Source organism: Streptomyces sp. NPDC048419 (assembly GCF_043200415.1).
Classification (GTDB): domain Bacteria; phylum Actinomycetota; class Actinomycetes; order Streptomycetales; family Streptomycetaceae; genus Streptomyces.
Window position 1 is genome coordinate 150,595 of record NZ_JBICXT010000002.1, and the last position, 22,428, is coordinate 173,022.

The window sequence follows — 22,428 nt, forward strand, 5'->3', positions numbered from 1 at the left end:
GCCTAAGGGGTGACGCACGTACCGCCGTCGCAGGCCGGTGCGACGTACCTCCAGCCCTGCCCCGGGTCGTACCGCCAGCCGTCCCCGCGGCTGTACGCCTGCCCGCCCCACTGCCCGCCACGCCACTTCGCGGCCGCCAGCACCGCCCCCTTGGCGAGCTTCGCGCCCGACGGGGTGCTGAGCCGGTGGGCGAGCGGCCGGTGCTCGCGCAGCGCCCACAGGGTGACGATCCAGGCGGCGGTGCCCCGGTAGACCTGCCCCGCGTCGCCCACGGCGGTGATGTCGTCGAGGGTGGCGCGGTGGTCGAGGGCGGGGTAGCGCCGCCGGGCCTGCTCCGAGCCCGCGGGCACGAGCTCCAGCGGCACCAGCTGCGGCTGCCGGGTGAGCCAGTCGCGCAGGAAGGTGCACAGCGCGCACTCGGCGTCGTACAGGAGGGTGAGCCGGCGGACCGGGACCCGGTCCGCCGCTGTGGTGCCCACGGTCCTCACGCCCCGACCCAGTCCTGCGGCGCGACCGGCGGCACCTGCTCCCGCTCCAGCGCCCCGCGCCGCCGGATCTTGTTGAGGACGTACACGTTGCCCAGGTGCATCACGCCGAGCACCAGCAGCACCACGCCGAGCTTGGTGGACAGGGTCTCGAAGATCCCCCGGGTGTCCTCGATGGTCCCGTCGCCGCTCAGGTACAGGGCGACGAAGCCGAGGTTGACGAGGTAGAAGCCGACCACCAGAAGGTGGTTGACGGCTTCGGCGAGGTTCTCGTTCCCCTTGAGCACATCGGCGAGGAAGATCCGTCCGTTGCGGCTGAGCGTGCGGGCCACCCAGACGGTCAGCGCGATGCTGACCAGCAGGTAGATGACGTAGGCGACGACCGTGCGGTCCATGCCCCCACCCCTTCTTGAACGCGTTCAAAACGCTGACAGGGATGACTCTAGACCCATTTTTGAACACGTTCAACCAGAAGGGGGTGGAGCGAAGTCTCAGGTGCGGCGGCCCAGTTCGGGGCGCTTGCTGTAGTCGGTGAATCCGACGACGTTCCCCCAGGGATCGGCCATCTCCACCGTCCAGCCGGTGGCCACGGCGAAGGGCTCGTCGAGCGGGGCGATGCCCGCGGCGGCGAGGGTGCGGGCCGTCGTCCGCGCGTCGGCCACCTCGATCCACAGGCGCGCGGAGGGCCAGGGCGGCGGTCTGTGCCCCAGCCCCTCCTCCTGCCGCAGCAGGACGCCGGGCGTCTCGCCTCCGACCTTGAGCAGCGCGATCCCGGCCTCGTCGAGCCGGAATCCCACCGCGAACCCGGCGCTCTCGTAGAAGCCGACCGCCGTGCCGAGGTCGCCGACGGGCAGCAGGACGTTGTCGAATCCGAGCAGTTCGTACGACTGGTCATCTGACATACCGTCAGAGTAGGTGGGCGGGAGGCCGGAACCGGTGATTGCCGGGGCGCCCTTGGCGAGGGCCGCCGCGGACGCGAGAGGGCCCCGCCTCGGTGCGAACCGGAGACGGGGCCCTTACTGGCGCTGGAGAGCGGAGCTCAGAAGCGGCGCGTGATCAGCGCCCGCTTGACCTCCTGGATCGCCTTCGTGACCTCGATGCCGCGCGGGCAGGCGTCCGTGCAGTTGAAGGTCGTGCGGCAACGCCACACGCCGTCACGGTCGTTGAGGATCTCCAGGCGCTGCTCGCCGGCCTCGTCACGCGAGTCGAAGATGAAGCGGTGCGCGTTGACGATGGCCGCCGGGCCGAAGTACTGGCCGTCGTTCCAGAAGACCGGGCACGAGGACGTGCAGGCGGCGCAGAGGATGCACTTCGTCGTGTCGTCGAACCGGGCGCGGTCCTCCGCCGACTGCAGACGCTCGCGCGTCGGCTCGTTGGTGTCCTTCGTGATCAGGAAGGGCATCACGTCGCGGTACGCCTGGAAGAACGGGTCCATGTCGACGACCAGGTCCTTCAGGACCGTCAGGCCCTTGATGGGCTCGACCGTGATCGGCTTCTCGGGGTTGATGTCCTTGATCAGCGTCTTGCACGCAAGGCGGTTCCTGCCGTTGATCCGCATGGCGTCGGAGCCGCAGATGCCGTGCGCGCAGGACCGGCGGAACGTCAGCGTGCCGTCGACGTCCCACTTGATCTTGTGCAGGCCGTCGAGGACGCGCTCCTTGGGGTCGATCTCCAGCTGGAAGTCTTCCCAGGTCGCCTCGGCCGAGACCTCGGGGTTGAAGCGGCGGACACGGAAGGTGACCGTGATGTAGGGGGACGCCGCGGACTCCGCCTCCACCTTGTCCAGAACAGGGGTTGCCATCAGTACTTACGCTCCATCGGCTGGTAGCGGGTCTGGACGACCGGCTTGTAGTCGAGTCGGATGGACTCGGTGCCGTCGTCGCCCACCTCGCGGTACGCCATGGTGTGGCGCATGAAGTTGACGTCGTCGCGGTTGGGGTAGTCCTCGCGGTAGTGACCACCGCGGGACTCCTTGCGGGCCAGGGCGGACACGGCCATGACCTCGGCCAGGTCGAGCAGGTTGCCCAGCTCGACGGCCTCCAGCAGGTCGGTGTTGAACCGGCGGCCCTTGTCCTGGATCGCGACGTTCTTGTAGCGCGCGCGCAGCTCGGCGATCTTCTCGACGGCCGTCTTGATCGTCTGCTCGGTGCGGAACACCATGACGTTCGCGTCCATGGTCTCCTGCAGCTCGCGGCGGATGGCCGCCACGCGCTCGGTGCCCGTCGACGTACGCAGCCGCTCGACCTGGTCGATCACCAGCTGCGCCGGGTTCTCCGGCAGCTCGACGAAGTCCGCCTTCTGGCTGTACTCCGCCGCCGCGATGCCGGCCCGGCGGCCGAACACGTTGATGTCCAGCAGCGAGTTGGTGCCCAGGCGGTTCGCGCCGTGCACCGACACGCAGGCGACCTCGCCGGCCGCGAACAGGCCCGGGACGACCGTCGTGTTGTCGGTCAGGACCTCACCCTCGACGTTCGTCGGGATGCCGCCCATCGCGTAGTGGGCCGTCGGCTGGATCGGGATCGGGTCCGTGTAGGGCTCGATGCCGAGGTAGGTGCGCGCGAACTCCGTGATGTCGGGCAGCTTCGCGTCGAGCTGCTCCGGCGGGAGGTGCGTGAGGTCGAGGTAGACGTGGTCGCCCTCGGGACCGCAGCCGCGGCCCTCGCGGATCTCCGTGTAGATGGAGCGCGAGACGACGTCACGGGAGGCGAGGTCCTTCATGACCGGCGCGTACTTCTCCATGAAGCGCTCGCCGTCCTTGTTGCGGAGGATGCCGCCCTCACCGCGGGCGCCCTCCGTCAGCAGGATGCCCATGCGCCAGATGCCGGTCGGGTGGAACTGGAAGAACTCCATGTCCTCCAGCGGCAGTCCGCGCCGGTACACGGCGGCCTGGCCGTCACCGGTCAGGGTGTGCGCGTTGGACGTCACCTTGAAGAACTTGCCGGTGCCGCCGGACGCGTAGATCACGGCCTTCGCCTGGAAGACGTGGATCTCGCCGGTCGCCAGCTCGTACGCCACCACGCCGGCCGACTTCTTGACGCCGTCGACCTCGGTGATCAGCTGGTCCAGGACGTAGAACTCGTTGTAGAACTCCACGCCCTCCTTGACGCAGTTCTGGTACAGCGTCTGGAGGATCATGTGGCCGGTGCGGTCGGCCGCGTAGCAGGAGCGGCGGACCGGGGCCTCGCCGTGGTTGCGGCTGTGACCGCCGAACCGGCGCTGGTCGATCGTGCCGTTGGGCGTCCGGTTGAACGGCAGGCCCATCTTCTCCAGGTCGAGGACCGAGTCGATGGCCTCCTTCGCCAGGATCTCGGCGGCGTCCTGGTCGACCAGGTAGTCACCGCCCTTGACCGTGTCGAAGGTGTGCCACTCCCAGTTGTCCTCCTCCACGTTGGCGAGCGCGGCGGCCATGCCGCCCTGCGCGGCGCCCGTGTGGGAGCGGGTGGGGTACAGCTTGGTCAGCACGGCGGTGCGGCTGCGCTTCGTCGACTCGATGGCCGCGCGCATGCCGGCGCCGCCGGCGCCGACGATGACGGTGTCGTACTTGTGGATCTTCATGATTCTCGCAGCCCCGTGCCTAGCGGATGTTCGGGTCGAAGGTGAAGATCACCAGCGTGCCCAGCAGGATGGTGAACACCGTGGCGGTGTAGAGCAGGGCCTTCAGCCACAGCCGGGTGTTCGCGCGCTCCGCGTAGTCGTTGATGATCGTGCGCAGGCCGTTGGCGCCGTGCAGCATCGCGAGCCACAGCATCAGGAGGTCCCACACCTGCCAGAAGGGGGACGCCCAGCGGCCGGCGACGAAGGCGAAGCCGATCTTCGAGACACCGCCGTCCAGCACCAGCTGGATCAGGAGGTGGCCGATGACCAGGACCACCAGGACGACGCCGGACAGGCGCATGAAGAGCCAGGCCGCCATCTCGAAGTTGCCCCGGGTCGACTTCGGGGTCTTCCTGGTGCGCTGGCGCGGGGCCTCGATGAGGTCCGCCGGGTTGTCGACGTTGTAGACGGATTCGCCTTCGACGGGGCCGATCCCGGATGCGGCGGTTTCAGTGGTCGCCATCTGTGTCAGCTCCCGAACAGTTCACGAGCGGCGTGGCCGAGGACGGGGTAGATCGCCCCGAGCATCAGCACGACCCAGATGCCTACGACGGACCAGAGCATCTGCTTCTGGTAGCGCGGGCCCTTCGACCAGAAGTCGACGGCGATGACGCGCAGGCCGTTCAGCGCGTGGAAGAGGATGGCCGCGACGAGGCCGTACTCCAGCACAGCCACGATCGGCGTCTTGTACGTGGCCACGACCTTGTCGTAGTCCTCGGGGGAGACACGAACGAGAGCGGTGTCCAGCACGTGAACGAACAGGAAGAAGAAGATGAGGACGCCGGTGACTCGGTGAGCCACCCAGGACCACATTCCTTCCCGGCCGCGGTACAGCGTTCCAGCCGGCACGGAAGTCCCTCCGGGAGCGGGGATTGGGGCCGCGCCGGCTTGTGCTGTCGGTCGGGCCCGGCCGGGTACGGTCCACCGGCCCCCAGCATCGTACTCAGGCGCTGCCGCCGGGCTTACGTCGGGCCTACCGGTGTGATCAAAGTGGCACGCGTATGGGTTAGAGGGGCGGCTTCTGGGGTGGTGTGTTCGGTTATGCGCCGGCTGCGGGAGCGTTCGGGCCGGCCGCTCCGCCGAGGCGTTGCACCAGACGTCCCCTCGCATGGCGCCGCAGCTCCTCGGCCGCCACCACGCGCTCCTCCTCCGGGTCGTTCGCGAGACGGGAGCGGATGCCTTCGAGGATGCGGTCGAGGTACTCGCCGGGGGGCGCGTCGCCCACGTAGATGACGAAGGAGTGGCCGAAGCGGGCCTCGTACGCCGCGTGGGCGGCGCTCAGTGCCGTGTGGGCGGCCGCATACGTCTCGTCCGGCAGGGCCGGCCACGCCTCGCCGGCCAGCGCCTCGGACAGGTCGGCCGGGGAGAGGTCGTAGGCGGCCTCGTCGGAGGCGGCGAGGAGGGAGTCGAGGTCCGGGTAGGGGCGGTGGGCCGCCACCCGATGGGACCAGCTGAGGCTGCGGAGACAGGTGAGCAGGAGGCGCCGCGCCTCGTCGGAGGGCGCGGTGTTGAACTCCTCCAGCCCCTTCGGGGACGGTGGAGTGCGCGTCTGCTCGGGCAGCGCCGGTATGGCGGCGACTCGGCCAGGAAAATGTGTGGGCGTCACGTGGGTTTCGGCAGAGGAAGCTGTGGGAGGTGTGACGTCACGTTATCGAGAGTGGGCATGACGTGTCCGACGGATGCCCGAATTTCACCCGGAGGGGAGAGTTTCGGAACGTGTGGTGGACGCATCGTGGTGCCCGAGGGTTCTAGGTTGGCCCTGTGAGCCAGCACCGGCGCCGGCCTCCGGCGCGGAATGTGAAGCAGAGGCGGATGATCGTCGCGGGCGCGGTCGCCGGGACGATCGCGCTCGGGGTCGGCGTGGGGCTCTGGGCCTCCGCCGACGACGGCGGTCCGGCGGGGTCGGCGCAGCAGGAGCCCTCGGGCGGGCGGACCGGGGACTCGTCCGGTCCGGACGGTGCGAGCCCGACGCCGAGCCCGACCCGTTCCTACGCCCTCTCCGAGGCGCCGAGCACCATCCCCGCAGTGCGCTCCCACACCGCGGCCCGCGGACCCGGCTGGCGGCCGGCGCGCGGTGAGCGCGTGGTGGTCGGCGACGCCGACCTGGCCGACGAGGGCCGCCTGATCGCCGGTGAGCTGGGACTGACGTACGGCGGCGAGAAGGACGACGTGAAAGCCGGGGACCTGCGGCTGGCGCTGAACGACGACGAGGGGGCGGACCCGGAGTCGTACACGATGACCGTGCGCGGCGGGCGCGTGACCATCAGCGGACGCGCCGACGCGGGGGTCTTCTACGGCACGCGGACGCTCAAGCAGGAGGTGCACGGCGGGGGTACGGCGCCCGAGGGCGTCGTCAAGGACGGGCCCGCGAAGCCGGTGCGCGGGTTCATGCTGGACATCGCGCGCAAGCACTTCACCGCGGGCTGGATCGAGGACCGGGTGCGGGAGCTCGGGGACCTGAAGTTCAACGAGCTGGGGCTGCACTTCTCCGACGACCAGGGCTTCCGGATCGAGTCCCGTACGCATCCTGAGGTCGTCTCGCCGCAGCATCTGACGAAGGCCGAGGTCAAGAGGATCGTCGACCTCGCCGCGAGCCGGCACATCACCGTGGTCCCCGAGATCGACTCGCCGGGACACCTGGGGGCCGTCATCGCCGCCCACCCCGACCTCCAGCTGCGCAACACGTCGGGCGTGGCGGCGCGCGGGGCCGTCGACATCTCCAAGCCGGCCGCCGCCAGGATCGTCGACGACCTGCTGAACGAGTACGCCGGTCTCTTCCCCGGCGGAAAGTGGAACCTCGGCGGTGACGAGTACCAGGCGCTGATGGCGTCCAACCCGTCCGCCTCCTATCCGCAGCTGTCCGCCGCGGCCCAGAAGGCGTACGGGCCCGGCGGGACCATCTCCGACCTCGCCACGGGGTGGCTGAACGACCGGGCCAGGACGGTCCGGGCGCACGACCGGACGATGCGGGCCTGGAACGACGGCTTCTACGCCGGGACGTCCGTGCAGCCCGCCAAGGACCTGCAGGTCGCGTACTGGACCGGCAAGGAGATCGGGGCGCGGCAGCCGGTGGTGTACCTGAGCGCCGGGCGGAAGCTGATCAACTACAACGACGAGTACCTGTACTACGTCCTCGGGCAGCCGAACGACTTCGTGTACCCGACGGGCCGGCGGATCTACGAGCAGTGGACCCCGCGTGTCGTGCGCGGCACCGAGGCGGTGCCGGCCAGGTACGACGCGCAGATCCTCGGCGGGTCCTTCGCGGTCTGGTGCGACCTCTCCACCTCGCAGACCCAGGACCAGGTCGCGGCCGGCATCCGGATGCCCCTGCGGGCGACGGTCCAGAAGCTGTGGGACGCGCGGAAGCCGGCGCTGACGTGGGCGCAGTTCCAGGCGCTGGCGGCCAGGCTGGGCTGAGCCCGCCGCGACGTGGGCCATTTGGTGCGTACGGCTGCGAACTGCCGTACGACTGTGGTGTATTCGGCGCGGGCCGAAGCCGACACAGCCGTGGGGGAGCGGGACATGGGCTACTGGGGGTACTTCGTCGTGGGCCGCAGCGAGCGGCCGCTCGCGGAGCTGGACGCGCTGTCGGACGCCAAGGGCATGGAGCTGCGCACCGAGGCGCCCGGCGGCTGGCAGGTGTGGGAGTACCCGAACGGCGAGGGCGAGGTCGGGAACATGAACGTCCTCGCCGGGGAGACCGGGGCGCCCGCGCTCTTCGGGTACGTCATGGACAGCGACTGCGTGGTCGTCGAGGCCTCGGCGCCCGAGAGCGGGGCGTGGACGACGTGTCTGGCGCGGGCCGCGATGGCCGGGTACCTCGGCGCCGCGAGCGACGGGCTCACGGTGGAGGACTACTTCCTCCAGCCCCAGGACGCCGCCGCCCGGGCGGTCGCCTGGGCCGCGGAGGCCGGGCACGACGTGCCGGCCGGACCGCTGGTCGACGTGCTGACCGCGGACCCCGATCCCTTGGCCGAAAACCTTTTCTTCCGGTTGCTCGACCGGCTGGGCGTGGTACCGCTGTGACACTCACGGGCCGTCGCACGCAGTAAGGGGAAGTGCGGGCTCGGTGAGGGAAGACGCCCTGCTTAAGCGTGCAAGGGACCCGCAGAGGGAGGCGTGGATGAGCCTGGTGGATCTGATCGCTCAGGCCGACGAACGCGGACTGGCCGCCAGCGGGTTGGCTTGTTTGGACCGCTGCGTGCCCCTGCTGGGCGGCGACGACGAGGTGCTGCGGCCGCTGTGGGCCAATCTCGCCGACGCCGGCGACGCCGGGGACTGGGGCGAGCGGCTGGACGACGCGCGCGCGAAGCTCGGCGGGACCGGGGAGCCCGGTGAGAGCGAGGCGGCGATGCTGGCCCGTCGGATGCTGGCGGCCGCGCCGGACGATCTCGGCGGTGGGCCGGTTCGGGTGTGGGCGGACGCCTGTTCCGTGGCCGCCCTGCAGATACACCGGCTGCTGGATCTGGTCGACGACGAGGAGTCGTCGGTCGACGCGCGCCGCGAGGGGCGTACGGAGGGGATGTCTCCTCTGGTCGCCGCGGAGTTGCGCCGGCAGGTCGTCGTGCTCGAGGTTCTGGCCGGGCACGGCGCGGGTGGGCTGCGCCGGGCCCTGGACGTTTCCATCGAGGGGCGGCGGGTGCTGCAGGCCGTCGTCGCTCGGCGGGCGCGGCTGGCGTAGGGGCGCGCGGCCGGTCGGCGGGTGCGGGTCGGTCGTGGCATGTCGCGCAGCTCCCGGCGCCCCCGATGTGGCACCGCAGGAGGCCGGGACGTGTCACAAGGCGCACTTGACGACCGCGTCTCCGTATTCGGCCGTCCTCGTGTAGAAGGCCGTCAGGTCGTGGTGGGTGGACTCGAAGAGGGTGCGCATCTGGTCCTCCACCGGGGCGCCGCCGTAGCGGGGGAGGAGATCCTCGCGGGACCGCTGCCACAGGTCTGCGATGTCGGACGTCGCGAGGAAGGCGGCGACCTGGGCGGCCCGCGCCGCCGGCAGCAGGAGGAACGGCGGGTGGCCGGGGTCCGGGTGCGGGACCGGGCTGCCGCCGAGCACCACGTCGGCCGGTGGGCCGTCCTCGATGCGGTGCGGGGGAGCGCCGGCATAGAGAAGGTCGTGGTCGGGATGGTGCCGGTACAGGAACTCCTCCCGGTGCCGGTCGAGCCTTCGGCGCACGGTCGTCCAGTCGTCCTCGAACAACCCTCGCAACCAGTTCGCGCTGTTGCGCAGCGCCGACGGGGGCACCGCGCGGAGATGGAAGTACATGCTCATCAGTGAGAGGAGCGCAGCGAAGCGGCGAAGCGTCACTCCCCGGGAAGAACCCGCACCTGAGAGCGTCCTGTGTCCGTCCTGCGACGGGGCCGGGGTGGTCCTGCGCCGTTCTTGGGAAACCGCCGGAATCGGCGTGACGTCCGGCACACCGGTTCCGCTCCTGTGTATGTGACTACCTTCCACGAGACCAGGCCGAACGCGGCGACGAAGCCCGTGCGGTGGGCGGCGGACGCGGTTCTGGCGATGCGCGAGGGGGCGCGGGTGCGCCTCGACTACTCGGCACAGAGTGTGTGGCGTGTCGACCGGATCATCGAGGGGATACGGCACGAGGGGGCGCCGTACGCCGCCGTGGAGAACGTGCTGCGCGCCTTCGGGGCGTACACGGGCGAGGTGATCGCCCGCCAGACGGGCGCCGAGTGGTGGTCGGGCAGCGGGGAGCACTGGCTCCGTACGCCCGACGGGCGGATGTGGGACCCGATCGACGAGGCCCGCCGCTGTTTCCTGGGCGACGGTTCGCTGCGGCTGCTGTGCCGGGACGTGGTGACGGCGGCCGGGATGACCGGGGCGGCCGCGGCGGCAAAAACCCCGTAATAAGAGACGCTGGCGTTCCCAAACGGGGGTCGGGGGGCGCACGATGGGCCGTATGGCTGACAACCGCCGTTGGTGGGCGCTCGTGGTCATCGCCCTCGCCCAGTTGATGGTCGTCCTCGACATGACCATCGTGAACATCGCCCTGCCGTCCACCCAGGCCGACCTCAACATGTCGGACGGGAACCGCCAGTGGGTGATCACCGCCTACACGCTGGCCTTCGGCGGACTGCTGCTGCTCGGCGGCCGGGTCGCCGACCTGGTCGGACGCCGGAAGACCTTTGTGATCGGGCTGCTCGGCTTCGCCGCCGCCTCCGCGCTCGGCGGAGCCGCCGGCAGCCAGGGGATGCTGTTCGGGGCGCGGGCCCTGCAGGGCGTGTTCGCCGCGCTGCTCGCGCCGTCCGCGCTGTCGCTGCTCGCCACGACCTTCACCGACCCCAAGGACCGCGGGAAGGCGTTCGGCATCTTCGGCGCCATCATCGGCGCGGGCGCCGCCGTCGGTCTGCTCGCGGGCGGCTTCCTCACCCAGTACCTGAACTGGCGCTGGTGCCTGTACGTCAACATCCCGATCGCGCTGGTCGCCTTCTTCGGCGCGCTGGCGCTGCTCGCGCCCGGCGAGCGCCATCCCGTCGCCCGCCTCGACGTGCCCGGGGCGGTGCTCGGCTCCGCGGGGATGCTCTCGCTGGTGTACGGCTTCTCCGAGGCGGAGTCCAGGGGCTGGCGCGACGGCCTGGTGCTGGGGCTGCTCGCCGGCGGGGTCGTGCTCCTCCTGGCGTTCGGCTGGTGGCAGACGCGGGCGCGGGTGCCGCTGCTGCCGATGTCGGTGGTGAAGGACCGGCAGCGGGTCGGCGCCTTCCTGACCACGCTGCTGGTGACCATCGGCATGTTCGGCACGTTCCTGTTCCTGACGTACTACATGCAGGGCGTGCTCGGATACTCGCCGGTCAAGACGGGCGTCGCTTACCTGCCCATCACGGTCGGCATGATTACCGGCTCCACGCAGGTCGCGGCCCGGCTGCTGAATCGGGTGCCGCCGCGGGTGCTGATGGTGCCGGGACTGCTGATCGCGGCGGGCGCGCTGGCGATCATCGCCCAGGTGGGCACGGAGCCCGCGTACGCCTCGCACATCCTGCCCGCGATGCTGATGCTCGGCCTCGGCATGGGCACGGCGATGATGACGTCCGTCTCGCTGGCGACCGGGAGCGTCGCGCCGCGCGACTCTGGCGCGGCCTCGGCCACCTTCAACACCGCCCAGCAGGTGGGCGGTTCGATCGGTACGGCGCTGCTCAACACCATCGCCGCGACCGTGACGGCGCGGTATCTGACGGCGCATGCGGCACCGGGCGTGGACAGGCGGCTGCTGGCGGCGAAGGCCACCGTGCACGGCTTCAACGTCGCCACCTGGTGGGCGATGGGCGCGCTGCTGCTGGCCGCGCTGATCGCCGGTGTGGTCGTGAACGCGGATCGGGCGCCCACGATGCAGAGTGCCGCATCGAAGACGCCCGAGCCGGTGGATTCGGCGCTGTGAGCGGCTACTTGAGGTAGACCAGGCCGTCCGTCGTGATCGTCGGACGGCCGCTGGTGCCCACCACCACGATCTTCACGGTGTGCTTGGCGCTGCTCGACCAGGTCTTGGTCCAGATCGCCTGGCGGTACATGGTCGTCGAGGACTTCAGGTCCACGGTGGAGACCTTCGTGCCGTCGACGTAGACGTAGACCTGCCCGGAACTCGAGGCCCGGGAGACCACCCAGGACGCGGAGCGGCCGGTGAACGTCCAGGTCAGGCTCGCGTTCCTGGAGCTGCTGGAGTACGACTTGCCACCGAGGTAGCTGGTGGAGGAACGGGTGCTCCAGGTACCTGACTTGACCGCCGAGGACTCCTGCAAGATCACCGGCGTGTACGAGGGCGACGACGTCCTGGTGTTGCCCGCGTAGTCGTACGCCTTCATCGACCAGGTGCTCGCGGAGCCGGACTTGGCGGTGCGGCTGGAGCTGGTCGTGGTCGGGCCGAAGGTGGCCGTCGTCGGGGACAGCAGGCTGACGGACTTCAGCGCGGCGTTGTCGGTGGCCTTCCAGCCGAGGGTGACCGGGACGGCGGTGGTGTTCACCGTGCCGGTGCGCAGCGAGATCTTCGGGGTGGTCGTGAACGTCGGCGCGGTGGTGTCCGTCGCGACGGTCAGCGCCGCGCTCGTCGCGGTTCTGCCCGACTGGTGCACGGCCCGTACGGCGACGCTGTGGCTGCCCGCCGGCACGGTGGCGCCGGCGGAGGTGGCCGAACCCGTCGCGGTGGCCGCGACCTTGCCGTCCACCAGCAGCTCGAACTTGGAGATCAGCGAACTCGGCGTGGTGGTGGACCACTTCGCCGTGACCGCCCCCTTGGTGTAGTACGTCGAGCCGGACAGGCTCGCGCCGGACAGCGAGGTGACCTTCAGGCCCTGCACCGGGCCGGCCGCCCAGGCGCGGATGGTCGGCAGCTGCGCGTAGAGCGAGCTGCCCGGGCACTGGGTGTTGTAGCCGTCGCGGTGGGCGGAGATCCGGTTGAAGGTGTACTGGCTGCCCGCGGTGAACGCGGTGCCGAAGTAGTTCGTCTGCGCCGCGCCCGCGGTGAGCTTCACGGTCGAGGAGGGATCGGCGCCGTACTGGCCGAGCTTCCAGGCCGCGACACGGGCGACGGAGGCCAGGGCCGCACTGGTCGCGCCGGTGGTGGTGTAGTCACCGAGCACCGCGATGCCCGCGGACTCGCGGTTCCAGCCGTAGGTGTGCGCGCCGAGCACGGGCAGGTCGGTGCCGCCCTTGCGGCCCTCGAAGATCGTGCCGCACTTGTCGACCAGGAAGTTGTAGCCGATGTCGTTCCAGCCGTCGACCTGCACGTGATACGCGTAGATGCCGCGCACGATCGAGGCCGAGTCGGCGCACGAGTAGTCGTTGGAGCCGTCTGTGTGGTGCACGAAGACGGCCTTCACGTCCGCGTTGTACTCCGACGGGTCCGGGCTGATCGACTCGTCTGCGCCCCAGCCGGCGCGCGAGGTGATCGGCGGCTCGGGGACGGTGGACGGCGGCGCGGTGGGCACGGTCGGGCTCGCGGAGGCACTGTCGGTCGGGCTCGCGGACGAGGTGTCGGTCGGGCTCGGGGACGTGCTGTCCGTCGGGCTCGCGGAGGCGCTGTCCGTCGGCGTGGCGCCCGGCGTCGTGTCCGCCACGAACGCGGCGGGCTCCTTCGCGGGGTCGGTCGCCTTCGTCTCGGCGTCGGTGACCACACCCGGGTCGACCAGGTTGACCTGCAGCCCCTTGGGCAGCCCGGCGCTGGTGGAGCCGTTCTTGTGCACGACCTGGACCTCGACGCCGTCGGACGGGCCGACCCACAGCGGCTCGGACGCGCCGCGTGCGTCGGCACCCGCCTGCGGGTCCCGCAGCGGATCGGCGTCCGCCTCCAGGTCCCGCCAGGCGCTCCACGCGCCGGTCTCGGCACTGTGCGTACGGACCTGGGCCGTGCCGTGCAGCCGCTGGGTCGCCCCCGCCCAGGAGACGCCGAGCATCGAGAACTGCTTGGTGTCCGTGCGCGGCAGTTCCCGCTTGCCGTTCGCGGTGGTCTTCAGCGCCATGTCGTAGACCTTCACCGGCCGCTTGGCCCGGCCGGCCGCCTGGTGGTCGGCGGACGGGCTGGCGACGGCGTAGGTGACGACACCGCCCCCTCCCAGCACCACCGCGCCGAGCGTCAGCCAGGCCCGGCGTCTCAAGCTCAGCGGTCTGTACGCGCGCGTCCCGCGAGGACTCAATTACCCCACCCCTAAGAGAAGTTCATGCTTGGCGCACCTGTGACGGCAGGTGGCACTCACACACAGCGCACAGCTTTGACCAAACGTCACCTGTGACACTTCCGTGAAGCCTGGCGCTGAGGACCGTGGGGGCGTGTCCACGGGCCGGTGTGGGGCGCGGGGCGGGTTCTGCGGAGCCCGCGCACCACTCGTACGAACGACGAGGAATCTGTTGGGCCAGGGACGGGAACCCCGCCGCGCGCAGGCGTACGACGGGGAGCTGGGGACGGCCGTCGCGCGGGCCCAGGAGGGCGACGAGGCCGCCTTCGCCCGCGCGTACCGGATCGTGCAGCCCGGGCTCCTCGGCTATCTGCGCGGGATCGTCGGCGACGACGCCGAGGACGTGGCGTCCGACGCCTGGCTGGAAATAGCCCGCGACCTCGGGCGGTTCAAGGGCGACGGGGCGGGCTTTCGCGGCTGGACCGCGACCATCGCCCGGCACCGTGCCCTGGACCACCTGCGCCGGCAGAGGGTGCGGCCCCGGTCGGCCGGGCTCGACGCGGACGTGCTGGAGCTGGCCGGCCCGCACAGCACCCACGACCAGGCCCTGGAGGCGCTGTCCACCGAGCGCGCCCTGGAGCTGGTCCGCAGCCTGCCGCGCGACCAGGCCGAGGCCGTGCTGCTGCGCGTGGTCGTCGGGCTCGACGGCCCCTCGGCGGCGCGCGTCCTCGGCAAGCGCCCCGGCGCCGTGCGCACCGCCGCGCACCGGGGGCTGAAGCGCCTCGCGACCCTGATCAACGGCCCGGGTGTGACGAATGACGACCCCTGGACGCTGGGGGAGTCGAAATGACTGACAGCGGCGGACCGAACGTCCACGGCGGATCGAACGTCCACGACGCGGCGAATGACGACGACGGCGGGACCGGCGCGAACGGCCGGCAGCCGCACACGGATGGATACGGACATGGGTGACCGGCACAGCGACGGCGGCGGTGCCCGCGCCCGTCGGCGCGCGCACCCGGGGACCCTGCCGGGCCCCCTCGACGGGCCGGCCGGCCCGGCACTGGAGAGCCTGATCGCCGGCGTGCTGCGCACGGAGGTGCTCGACGCCGACGCCGAGCAGCGGGCGGTGGCGGCGTTCCGGGCCGCCCGCCAGGCCGCGGCGCACGACGCGCGGACCCGCCGCCGGGACGACTGGCGCCCGCGTGGGCACCGCCGGATCCGCCGCTCGCTGCGCGTCACCTTCACGCTCTCGCTGGCCGGTCTCACCCTGGGCGGCGTAGCGTTCGCCGCGATCGACTCCGTCCACGGCTCCTCGCACGACGGGCAGCCCTCGCGGCAGCAGACGCACGCGTCGGCCGCTGCGCCCTCCGGTGCGGCTTCGCGCACACCCGGCTCGTCCGCCACGCCGGGCCGGCCGGAGACGGCGAAGGACACCGAGGCGCACTGCCGGGCGTACGAGAAGGTCAAGGACAGCGGCAAGTCGCTGGAGTCGACCGCCTGGCAGCGGCTGATGGCGGCCGCGGGCGGCAAGGACAACGTCACGGCGTACTGCGCCGCGAAGCTCGGGCAGCCGGCGGTCGGGAACACGCCGTCCGCGACCAGGAAGCCGAAGAATCCGCAGAGCACCCAGAAGGGCAAGGCGTCGAAGAACGCCAACGCGGGCGCTCATTCCGGCAAGAAGGACAAGTAGCCCTTTTCTGGATGTTCCTGAAGGGGAATCCGGACGTTCCTGAAAGCGAATCCGAGCGGGGAGCCGGGTTCCGCTTGCTTGCGCGTGTCCTCGTCCGGGGCCCCGCCGTGGCTCGTTCACGGCCCTGCCGTGCGCCACCGAAGCAACGGCCGGGGCCGCCACCCCCCACAGGAGAGGCCCCGGCCGTCGCGCGGCACGGGCCGCGCGGCGACCCGTACTTGCTACAGCGCCATGAGTGCGGTTTCTGTCACACCCCAGGCATTCCGCTCCGCGTCATAGGTGGTTGCATCTTGTACGGACATGGACGAGCAGCGGTTTCAGGTCGTAACGTGCCTTTCGCGCCGGGCGCGGAAGACAAGATCATGGCAAGGATCGGCGGCCTCGACGCCGCGACCATCGAACGAGGAACCACTGGTGCTGGGGGACGACGCGGAGCTGACGGCCGCGGTGCTTGCGGCACAGGACGGGAACGAGACCGCGTTCCGGACTGTGTATCGCGCAGTGCATCCGCGCCTGCTCGGATACGTCCGGACACTGGTCGGTGACCCGGACGCCGAGGACGTCGCGTCCGAGGCCTGGTTGCAGATAGCCCGTGACCTGGAGCGCTTCGAGGGCGACGCGGACCGCTTCCGCGGCTGGGCCGCCCGCATCGCCCGCAACCGCGCGCTGGACCACATACGGATGCGCGGGCGCCGCCCCGCCATCGGCGGCGACGAGACGGAACTGACCGGCAGGCCCGCCGAGTCCGACACCGCGGGCGAGGCCATGGAGTCGCTCTCCACCGACCACACCCTCTCCCTGATCGCCCGGCTGCCGCAGGACCAGGCCGAGGCCGTCGTGCTGCGGGTGGTCGTGGGCCTCGACGCCAAGACCGCGGCGGAGACGCTCGGCAAGCGCCCGGGCGCCGTGCGCACGGCGGCGCACCGCGGTCTGAAGCGGCTCGCCGAACTGCTCGGCGACGATCCGGAATCGACCCGCGGTCTGGACGGGCTGCCGCCCCAGCGAGAACCGCGCGACGCCGCGGTGACGTCCGCGAGTGTGACGCATATGCGTGCGCGGACGCAGAAGGACATGTGATGGCCGACGAGCAGTACAGGTGGCTGGACCGCGAAACAGCGGAGAGTTTGCTGCGCGGAGAGTCACTCGAGGCTGTCGATCCCGCCGTCCGTGATCAGGCCGAACGCCTCGCGAAAACCCTTGAGGGGCTGACCGTCGAGCCCCCGCCCGGCAGCGTCGAACTGCCCGGTGAGGCCGCCGCGCTGGCCGCCTTCCGGGCCGCGCGGTCCGACGCCGGGGCCGAGCGGTCCGCCACCGGTCCGCGGGCCGCGGCACCCCCGCCGCCCGACGCGGGTCTCGTCCGTATCAGCGGCCCCGGACGGAGCGAACGGAGCTCCCGCCGGGGCCGGTCCGCGCGCTTCGTGCTGACGGCCGTGCTGGCCGCCGGCATGGTCGGCGGAGTCGCCGTCGCGGCGACAAGCGGAGTGCTCCCGACGCCGTTCGGCCACGACCGGCCCGGTCCCGGCGCCTCCGTCTCGGCCGCCGTGCCGCAGCAGAGCCCGCTCATGTCGCCCTCGCCGGGCGGCTCCCTGGGCGAGCCCACACCCGACGGCTCCACCGGCGCCTCCTCCGGTCCGGCGATCCCGCCCGGCTCGTCGTCCGGTGGCGCCACTTCGGCCAAGCCCGGCTCCGGCTCCGACGGGCGCAACAGCGGCGGCCGGTGGCGCGGGGCCGCCTTGGCCTGCAGCGACCTGCGCGACGGCAAGGAGCTGGGCACCGGCCGCAGGCGTGCCCTCGAGGGCGCCGCGGGCAGCTCCGACCCCAAGCGCGTGGGGAAGTACTGCAAGCACGTCCTTGCCCTCACCGACGGCACGTCCCGGCGCGGCAAGGGCCAGGACCGGGACGGCAAGGGCGACGGCAAGGACCAGGGCGATCAGAACGGCCCTGGCGGCGAGCACGGCCAGGGCGGCGACCAGGGCGACCAGGGTGGTGACGACGACGGCCACGGCATACTGCCCGGCGTCGGCACAGCCGGCGCCGGTGCCTCGTCCTCTCCCGCCACGCTGCTGCCCAAGCAGCTGATCAGGACCCCCACCGCGTCCCCGAGCCCGACGTACAGCGCGCTCTGACCTGCTGTTTTGTGGTGCAGGCACTTTTCTCGGCCGCGCCAGTAACGTTTTCGGCCGCCCCCGCGCAGTAGAGAGTGAGCCGACTGGTCATCGGCCGTCGCACAGAGCCGGGGTTCCCCCCGTACCTACGGCTCGTGCACCTAGGCGCGGGCGGGACACGTTCCCCCGGTCCCGCCCGCGCCCCGCATCCCTCTCCCGCCTCCGGGACCTCACTCGTGGACGACGACCTTGTCGCCGGTGCGCACCTGCGCGTACAGATCCGCGATCGCCGCCTCGTCCCGTACGTTGACGCAGCCGTGCGAGGCGCCGGTGTAGCCGCGGGCGGCGAAGTCGTAGGAGTAGTGGACGGCCTGGCCGCCGCTGAAGAACATCGCGTACGGCATGGACGAGTCGTAGAGCGTCGACCAGTGGTGGCGGGACTTGAAGTACACGTGGAAGACGCCGTCGCGGGTCGGTGTGCCGACCGCGCCGAAGCGGACCGACATCGTCGCCACCGTCCGCCCGTCGATCATCCAGCGCAGGGTCCGGCTCGTCTTGTCGATGCACAGCACGCGCCCGGTCAGGCACCGCGGATCGGCCGGGCCCGCGGGCTGGCCGCCCATCAGATACAGCTCCCACTTGCCCGGCTCGTGCGTCATCCTCGTCAGCCGCTGCCAGGTGACTGTGTCCGTCTCGCCCGTCCTCGGCAGCCCGCGCTTGCCCTGGAACCCCTTGACCGCGTTCTCGGTCAGGTCGTCGTACGTCCCGGTCGGACCGTCGAAGAGCCAGTCGGCCTGGCGCAGCCGGGCCTGCAGCTCGCGCACTCCGTCGCCGGAGTCGCCGGGGTACCACATGACCGGGGCGCCGCCCTTCGACGTGGGCCCGGCGGGTGTGGCGGGCGCGCTCGGCTTCCCGTCGCTCCCGCCCGCCTTGTCGTCGGCGGTGGCGGAGGGCGGCTTGCTGCCGGGCAGCTCGATGTGCACCGGCGAGTGGGTCTTGCCGTCGGTGCCCTGCACGGTGCAGCCGCACACGGTGACCAGGGCCGCGAGTGCCGCCCATGCGGCGAACCATCTCCCCATGCCCGTATTACGCACCACGGCCCCCCTCGCTCTCAGCGGCACACCCGCGTGTCACCTGAGATGGTGCCCGCGGATGACTGGCCGCGAACGGCGCGGCATTGTGGGGACCGGGACCGTACACGTCCGGTTCGGAGTCAACCCCCAGCGGGAGGCATCACCACCATGGCGCGCGAGTCGGAGTCCGGACTGCCCATCGAACCGGTCTACGGGCCTGAGGACCTGGCGGGCTGGGACCCGGGCGGGAAACTGGGCGAACCGGGGTCGTACCCCTTCACCCGCGGTGTCTACCCGTCGATGTACACGGGCCGGCCCTGGACCATGCGCCAGTACGCCGGATTCGGTACGGCCACGGAGTCCAACGCCCGCTACCGGCAGCTGATCGCCCACGGCACGACCGGCCTGTCCGTCGCCTTCGACCTGCCCACCCAGATGGGCCACGACTCCGACGCCCCCCTCGCGCACGGCGAGGTCGGCAAGGTGGGCGTGGCGATCGACTCGATCGACGACATGCGGGTGCTGTTCGGTGGCATCCCGCTGGACAAGGTCTCGACCTCGATGACGATCAACGCGCCGGCCGCCCTGCTGCTGCTCCTGTACCAACTGGTGGCCGAGGAGCAGGGGATCGAGGCCTCCCGGCTCACGGGCACGATCCAGAACGACGTGCTGAAGGAGTACATCGCGCGCGGGACGTACATCTTCCCGCCCAAGCCCTCGCTGCGGCTGACCGCCGACATCTTCAAGTACTGCCGGGCCGAGATCCCGAAGTGGAACACGATCTCGATCTCCGGCTACCACATGGCCGAGGCGGGCGCGTCCCCCGCGCAGGAGATCGCCTTCACGCTCGCGGACGGCATCGAGTACGTCCGCACGGCGGTCGCCGCCGGCATGGACGTGGACGACTTCGCGCCCCGGCTGTCCTTCTTCTTCGTGGCCCGTACGACGATCCTGGAGGAGGTCGCCAAGTTCCGTGCCGCGCGCAGGATCTGGGCCCGCGTGATGCGGGAGGAGTTCGGCGCGAAGAACCCGAAGTCGATGATGCTGCGCTTCCACACGCAGACGGCCGGGGTGGAGCTGACGGCCCAGCAGCCGGAGGTGAACCTGGTGCGGGTCGCGGTCCAGGGCCTGGGCGCGGTGCTCGGCGGCACCCAGTCGCTGCACACCAACTCCTTCGACGAGGCGATCGCGCTGCCGACGGACAAGTCCGCGCGCCTCGCGCTGCGCACCCAGCAGGTGCTGGCGTACGAGACGGACGTCACGGCGACGGTCGACCCCTTCGCGGGCTCGTACGTCGTCGAGAGCATGACCGACGACATGGAGGCGGCCGTCGTCGAGCTGATGCGCAAGGTCGAGGACCTCGGCGGCGCGGTCGAGGCCATCGAGCGCGGCTTCCAGAAGGCCGAGATCGAGCGCAGCGCCTACCGGATCGCGCAGGAGACGGACTCCGGCGAGCGGGTCGTGGTCGGCGTCAACCGCTTCCAGCTGGACGAGGAGGAGCCGTACGAGCCGCTCCGCGTCGACCCGGCCATCGAGGCCCGGCAGGCGGACCGGCTGGCCGGGCTGCGCTCCGAGCGCGACCAGCCCGCCGTGGACGCGGCCCTCGCGGCGCTGAGGAAGGCGGCCGCGGGCGAGGACAACGTGCTGTACCCGATGAAGGACGCCCTGCGCGCCCGCGCGACGGTCGGCGAGGTGTGCAACGCACTGCGGGAGATCTGGGGCACCCACGTGCCGTCGGACACCTTCTGACATGTCACACTCCCTTCCATGCTCGGCGTCATAGATCTCCCCACCTACCTGGCAGGACTCGTCCTCATCGTGCTGCTGCCCGGTCCCAACTCGCTGTACGTGCTCTCCGTGGCCGCCCGCCGCGGGGTGCGCGCCGGATACACCGCCGCGGCCGGCGTGTGGTGCGGCGACACGGTCCTGATGACCCTCTCCGCCGCCGGCGTCGCCTCGCTGCTGCAGGCGAACGCCGTGCTGTTCGGGATCGTGAAGTACGCCGGCGCCGGGTATCTGACGTGGCTCGCCATCGGGATGATGCGGGCCGCGTGGGGGATGTGGCGGACCCGGCGCGAGCGCGCCCTGGAGCAGGAGGCCGCACCCGCGGCGGCCGACGAGCGGCCCTACCGCCGTGCGCTGGTCGTCAGCCTCTTCAACCCCAAGGCGATCCTGTTCTTCGTCGCCTTCTTCGTGCAGTTCGTCGACCCGGGGTACGCCTACCCGGCGCTGTCGTTCGTCGTGCTCGGCGCCTTCGCCCAGATCGCGAGCTTCCTCTACCTCAGCGCCCTGATCTTCGGCGGCACCCGCCTCGCCGCCGCCTTCCGCCGCCGCAAGCGCCTGTCGGCGACGGCGACCTCGGCGGCCGGTGCGCTGTTCCTGGGCTTCGCCCTGAAGCTGTCGCTGGCGAGCTCGTAGCGGCGGTCAGCGCAGGCCGAGCCTGGTGACGTAGGACCGCAGCGCGCCGTCCGACTCGCCCGCCCAGCCGACGTATCCGTCCGGGCGGACCAGGAACAGGCCCTGTCCGTACGGCTGCTGGGGCGGGCCCTGGACGACGTGGACCGACCGGAGGTCCAGGGCCGGTGCCTCGGTGCCCAGCGCCAGCAGGGTCCAGTGCGGGCCGCGGAAGGCGTCGAAGAGCCGTACGTCCGCCTCCTGGGCGTCGGGGGCGCGGTCGCCGGCCCGTGGCGTGGCCGCGGCCGGCCGTGTGTCCTCGCTGAGGGTGGACTCCCGGTAGCCCAGGCCCAGTTGCATCGTCGCCGCGCCGCGCCGTACCTCGCCGCGGTGCACGCCGGTGGAGACGCCGAGCATCTGGGCCGCGATCGGGCGCCGCTCCTCCTCGTAGGTGGCCAGCAGTGCCGGGTCCGCGCCGTCCGAGAGAACGGCCCCCAGCTTCCAGCCGAGGTTGTAGGCGTCCTGGACGCTGGTGTTGAGGCCCTGGCCGCCCGCGGGGGAGTGGACGTGCGCCGCGTCCCCGGCGAGGAACACGCGCCCGGAGCGGAAGCGGTCCGCGAGGGCCGCGCGCGGGCGGAACTCCGAGGCCCAGCGGACCTCCGTGACGTCCTCGGGCGCCAGGTGCGAGCGGGCGGCGGCCACCTTGCGGATGCCGTCCAGGGAGGTGTCCAGGACGCTGCCCTCCGGGAACTGGGCGACCAGCTGGAAGTCCTCCGTGCCGGCCAGTGGGCAGATCGCCATGTAGCCCGCGCCGTCCCCGCTCGGCGGGAAGACGTGCCAGTTGTCGCGGTCCAGGCCGGTGATCCGCACGTCCGAGACGAGGACCGGGTTCGGGTCGACCGTCTCCCCGGTCATGCCGATGCCGAGCGCGCGCCGCACGGCCGAGCGGCCGCCGTCCGCCGCGACGACGTACCGGGCGCGCAGGTCCGGCCCGGAGGCGAGGTGCAGGGTCACGCCGGTGTCGTCCTGGTCCAGCCCGGTGACCTCCTGCCCGAAGCCCACCCGGCCGCCCAGCTCCACCAGCCGCTCGAACAGGATCTCCTGCGTCCGCCACTGCGGGACCATCCACGGCTCGGTGAACGCCGAGTCGCCCGCCGCGTTCTTGATCTCGTCCCGGTCGAGCATCACGTGCTCGCCCGCCCGCTCGCCGTCCTGCCAGATCATCCCGACCGGGTAGGGCCCGCCGGCCGCGAGGATCGCGTCCAGCACGCCGAGGTCCTCCAGGACCTCCATGGTGCGCGGCTGGAGGCCCTTGCCGCGCGAGCCCGGGAAGAGGGCGTCCGCCTTCTCCAGGACCAGCGCGTCCACGCCCCGCCGGGCGAGGTCGACGCCCAGGGCCAGCCCGGTCGGGCCCGCGCCCACGATCACGACATCCGCAGTCCTCATGATCCAGTCTCCTTAACGCTGTTAAGTGC

At 71.5% G+C, this 22,428-nt stretch carries 23 protein-coding genes; 11 read left to right on the forward strand and 12 right to left on the reverse strand.

Annotation, left to right across the window (positions count from 1 at the left end):
• Nucleotides 1-2: 2 nt before the first annotated feature.
• From ACGFYN_RS04615 to ACGFYN_RS04650, 8 genes are all read right to left on the reverse strand, one after another.
• Nucleotides 3-479, reverse strand: a complete 477-nt coding sequence (locus tag ACGFYN_RS04615) for a thiol-disulfide oxidoreductase DCC family protein (RefSeq protein ID WP_393864279.1) — start codon at nucleotides 477-479, stop codon at nucleotides 3-5.
• A 5-nt stretch (nucleotides 480-484) separates the two neighbouring features.
• The gene (locus ACGFYN_RS04620) at nucleotides 485-880 is read right to left on the reverse strand and encodes a hypothetical protein (RefSeq protein WP_393864280.1); all 396 of its coding nucleotides are present in this window, start codon (nucleotides 878-880) and stop codon (nucleotides 485-487) included.
• A 96-nt stretch (nucleotides 881-976) separates the two neighbouring features.
• Nucleotides 977-1,387: a VOC family protein gene (locus ACGFYN_RS04625; RefSeq protein ID WP_393864281.1), complete on the reverse strand. Its 411-nt coding sequence runs from the start codon at nucleotides 1,385-1,387 to the stop codon at nucleotides 977-979.
• A gap of 137 nt (nucleotides 1,388-1,524) precedes the next feature.
• Complete coding sequence (locus ACGFYN_RS04630; RefSeq protein ID WP_393864282.1) at nucleotides 1,525-2,286, reverse strand: succinate dehydrogenase iron-sulfur subunit; 762 nt, start codon at nucleotides 2,284-2,286, stop codon at nucleotides 1,525-1,527.
• Nucleotides 2,286-4,040: a succinate dehydrogenase flavoprotein subunit gene (gene sdhA, locus ACGFYN_RS04635; RefSeq protein WP_393864283.1), complete on the reverse strand. Its 1,755-nt coding sequence runs from the start codon at nucleotides 4,038-4,040 to the stop codon at nucleotides 2,286-2,288. Before sdhA ends, ACGFYN_RS04630 begins: the two co-directional genes overlap by 1 nt.
• A gap of 19 nt (nucleotides 4,041-4,059) precedes the next feature.
• Nucleotides 4,060-4,542 (reverse strand): succinate dehydrogenase hydrophobic membrane anchor subunit, encoded by a 483-nt coding sequence (locus ACGFYN_RS04640; protein WP_393864284.1) that lies wholly within the window; start codon nucleotides 4,540-4,542, stop codon nucleotides 4,060-4,062.
• 5 nt (nucleotides 4,543-4,547) lie between these two features.
• Entirely contained in the window at nucleotides 4,548-4,928 is a 381-nt protein-coding gene (gene sdhC, locus ACGFYN_RS04645; RefSeq protein WP_079061657.1) for a succinate dehydrogenase, cytochrome b556 subunit, read from the reverse strand.
• Nucleotides 4,929-5,118: 190 nt separating this feature from the next.
• On the reverse strand, nucleotides 5,119-5,685 hold the full coding sequence (locus ACGFYN_RS04650; RefSeq protein WP_393864285.1) for a 2-oxo-4-hydroxy-4-carboxy-5-ureidoimidazoline decarboxylase: 567 nt from the start codon (nucleotides 5,683-5,685) through the stop codon (nucleotides 5,119-5,121).
• 206 nt (nucleotides 5,686-5,891) lie between these two features.
• Between ACGFYN_RS04650 and ACGFYN_RS04655 the strand changes: the two genes are divergently transcribed.
• From ACGFYN_RS04655 to ACGFYN_RS04665, 3 genes are all read left to right on the forward strand, one after another.
• Nucleotides 5,892-7,496 (forward strand): family 20 glycosylhydrolase, encoded by a 1,605-nt coding sequence (locus tag ACGFYN_RS04655; protein WP_393864847.1) that lies wholly within the window; start codon nucleotides 5,892-5,894, stop codon nucleotides 7,494-7,496.
• A gap of 105 nt (nucleotides 7,497-7,601) precedes the next feature.
• Complete coding sequence (locus ACGFYN_RS04660; protein ID WP_393864286.1) at nucleotides 7,602-8,105, forward strand: hypothetical protein; 504 nt, start codon at nucleotides 7,602-7,604, stop codon at nucleotides 8,103-8,105.
• A gap of 97 nt (nucleotides 8,106-8,202) precedes the next feature.
• Nucleotides 8,203-8,760, forward strand: coding sequence for a hypothetical protein (locus tag ACGFYN_RS04665; protein WP_393864287.1), 558 nt, complete (start codon nucleotides 8,203-8,205; stop codon nucleotides 8,758-8,760).
• Nucleotides 8,761-8,853: 93 nt separating this feature from the next.
• Here the strand turns inward: ACGFYN_RS04665 and ACGFYN_RS04670 are convergent, their stop codons facing one another.
• Nucleotides 8,854-9,339, reverse strand: a complete 486-nt coding sequence (locus tag ACGFYN_RS04670; protein ID WP_393864288.1) for a DUF1877 family protein — start codon at nucleotides 9,337-9,339, stop codon at nucleotides 8,854-8,856.
• A 174-nt stretch (nucleotides 9,340-9,513) separates the two neighbouring features.
• Here ACGFYN_RS04670 and ACGFYN_RS04675 point away from each other — a divergent pair, with 174 nt between their 5' ends.
• Both ACGFYN_RS04675 and ACGFYN_RS04680 read left to right on the forward strand, forming a co-directional pair.
• Nucleotides 9,514-9,936: a hypothetical protein gene (locus tag ACGFYN_RS04675; protein WP_393864289.1), complete on the forward strand. Its 423-nt coding sequence runs from the start codon at nucleotides 9,514-9,516 to the stop codon at nucleotides 9,934-9,936.
• A 52-nt stretch (nucleotides 9,937-9,988) separates the two neighbouring features.
• Nucleotides 9,989-11,461, forward strand: a complete 1,473-nt coding sequence (locus tag ACGFYN_RS04680) for an MFS transporter (RefSeq protein WP_393864290.1) — start codon at nucleotides 9,989-9,991, stop codon at nucleotides 11,459-11,461.
• 4 nt (nucleotides 11,462-11,465) lie between these two features.
• Here the strand turns inward: ACGFYN_RS04680 and ACGFYN_RS04685 are convergent, their stop codons facing one another.
• Nucleotides 11,466-13,670, reverse strand: coding sequence for an N-acetylmuramoyl-L-alanine amidase (locus tag ACGFYN_RS04685; RefSeq protein ID WP_393864291.1), 2,205 nt, complete (start codon nucleotides 13,668-13,670; stop codon nucleotides 11,466-11,468).
• Between the two features lie 250 nt (nucleotides 13,671-13,920).
• Here ACGFYN_RS04685 and ACGFYN_RS04690 point away from each other — a divergent pair, with 250 nt between their 5' ends.
• From ACGFYN_RS04690 to ACGFYN_RS04705, 4 genes are all read left to right on the forward strand, one after another.
• Entirely contained in the window at nucleotides 13,921-14,538 is a 618-nt protein-coding gene (locus ACGFYN_RS04690) for an RNA polymerase sigma factor (protein WP_393864292.1), read from the forward strand.
• A gap of 114 nt (nucleotides 14,539-14,652) precedes the next feature.
• The gene (locus tag ACGFYN_RS04695) at nucleotides 14,653-15,381 is read left to right on the forward strand and encodes a hypothetical protein (RefSeq protein WP_393864293.1); all 729 of its coding nucleotides are present in this window, start codon (nucleotides 14,653-14,655) and stop codon (nucleotides 15,379-15,381) included.
• A gap of 414 nt (nucleotides 15,382-15,795) precedes the next feature.
• Complete coding sequence (locus tag ACGFYN_RS04700) at nucleotides 15,796-16,458, forward strand: RNA polymerase sigma factor (RefSeq protein WP_393864294.1); 663 nt, start codon at nucleotides 15,796-15,798, stop codon at nucleotides 16,456-16,458.
• Nucleotides 16,458-17,507 carry a hypothetical protein gene (locus tag ACGFYN_RS04705; RefSeq protein WP_393864295.1) on the forward strand — a complete coding sequence of 350 codons (1,050 nt, stop codon included), beginning with the start codon at nucleotides 16,458-16,460 and terminating at the stop codon, nucleotides 17,505-17,507. The genes ACGFYN_RS04700 and ACGFYN_RS04705 overlap by 1 nt, the downstream gene beginning before the upstream one ends.
• 209 nt (nucleotides 17,508-17,716) lie before the next feature.
• On the opposite strand, the gene ACGFYN_RS04710 is transcribed toward ACGFYN_RS04705, so the two are convergent.
• Nucleotides 17,717-18,565: a L,D-transpeptidase family protein gene (locus ACGFYN_RS04710; protein ID WP_393864296.1), complete on the reverse strand. Its 849-nt coding sequence runs from the start codon at nucleotides 18,563-18,565 to the stop codon at nucleotides 17,717-17,719.
• Nucleotides 18,566-18,727: 162 nt separating this feature from the next.
• Here ACGFYN_RS04710 and ACGFYN_RS04715 point away from each other — a divergent pair, with 162 nt between their 5' ends.
• Nucleotides 18,728-20,308, forward strand: a complete 1,581-nt coding sequence (locus tag ACGFYN_RS04715; RefSeq protein WP_393864297.1) for a methylmalonyl-CoA mutase — start codon at nucleotides 18,728-18,730, stop codon at nucleotides 20,306-20,308.
• An 18-nt stretch (nucleotides 20,309-20,326) separates the two neighbouring features.
• Nucleotides 20,327-20,977 (forward strand): leucine efflux protein LeuE, encoded by a 651-nt coding sequence (leuE, locus tag ACGFYN_RS04720; protein ID WP_393864298.1) that lies wholly within the window; start codon nucleotides 20,327-20,329, stop codon nucleotides 20,975-20,977.
• Nucleotides 20,978-20,983: 6 nt separating this feature from the next.
• On the opposite strand, the gene ACGFYN_RS04725 is transcribed toward leuE, so the two are convergent.
• Entirely contained in the window at nucleotides 20,984-22,399 is a 1,416-nt protein-coding gene (locus ACGFYN_RS04725; RefSeq protein WP_393864299.1) for an FAD-dependent monooxygenase, read from the reverse strand.
• Nucleotides 22,400-22,428: the final 29 nt, after the last annotated feature.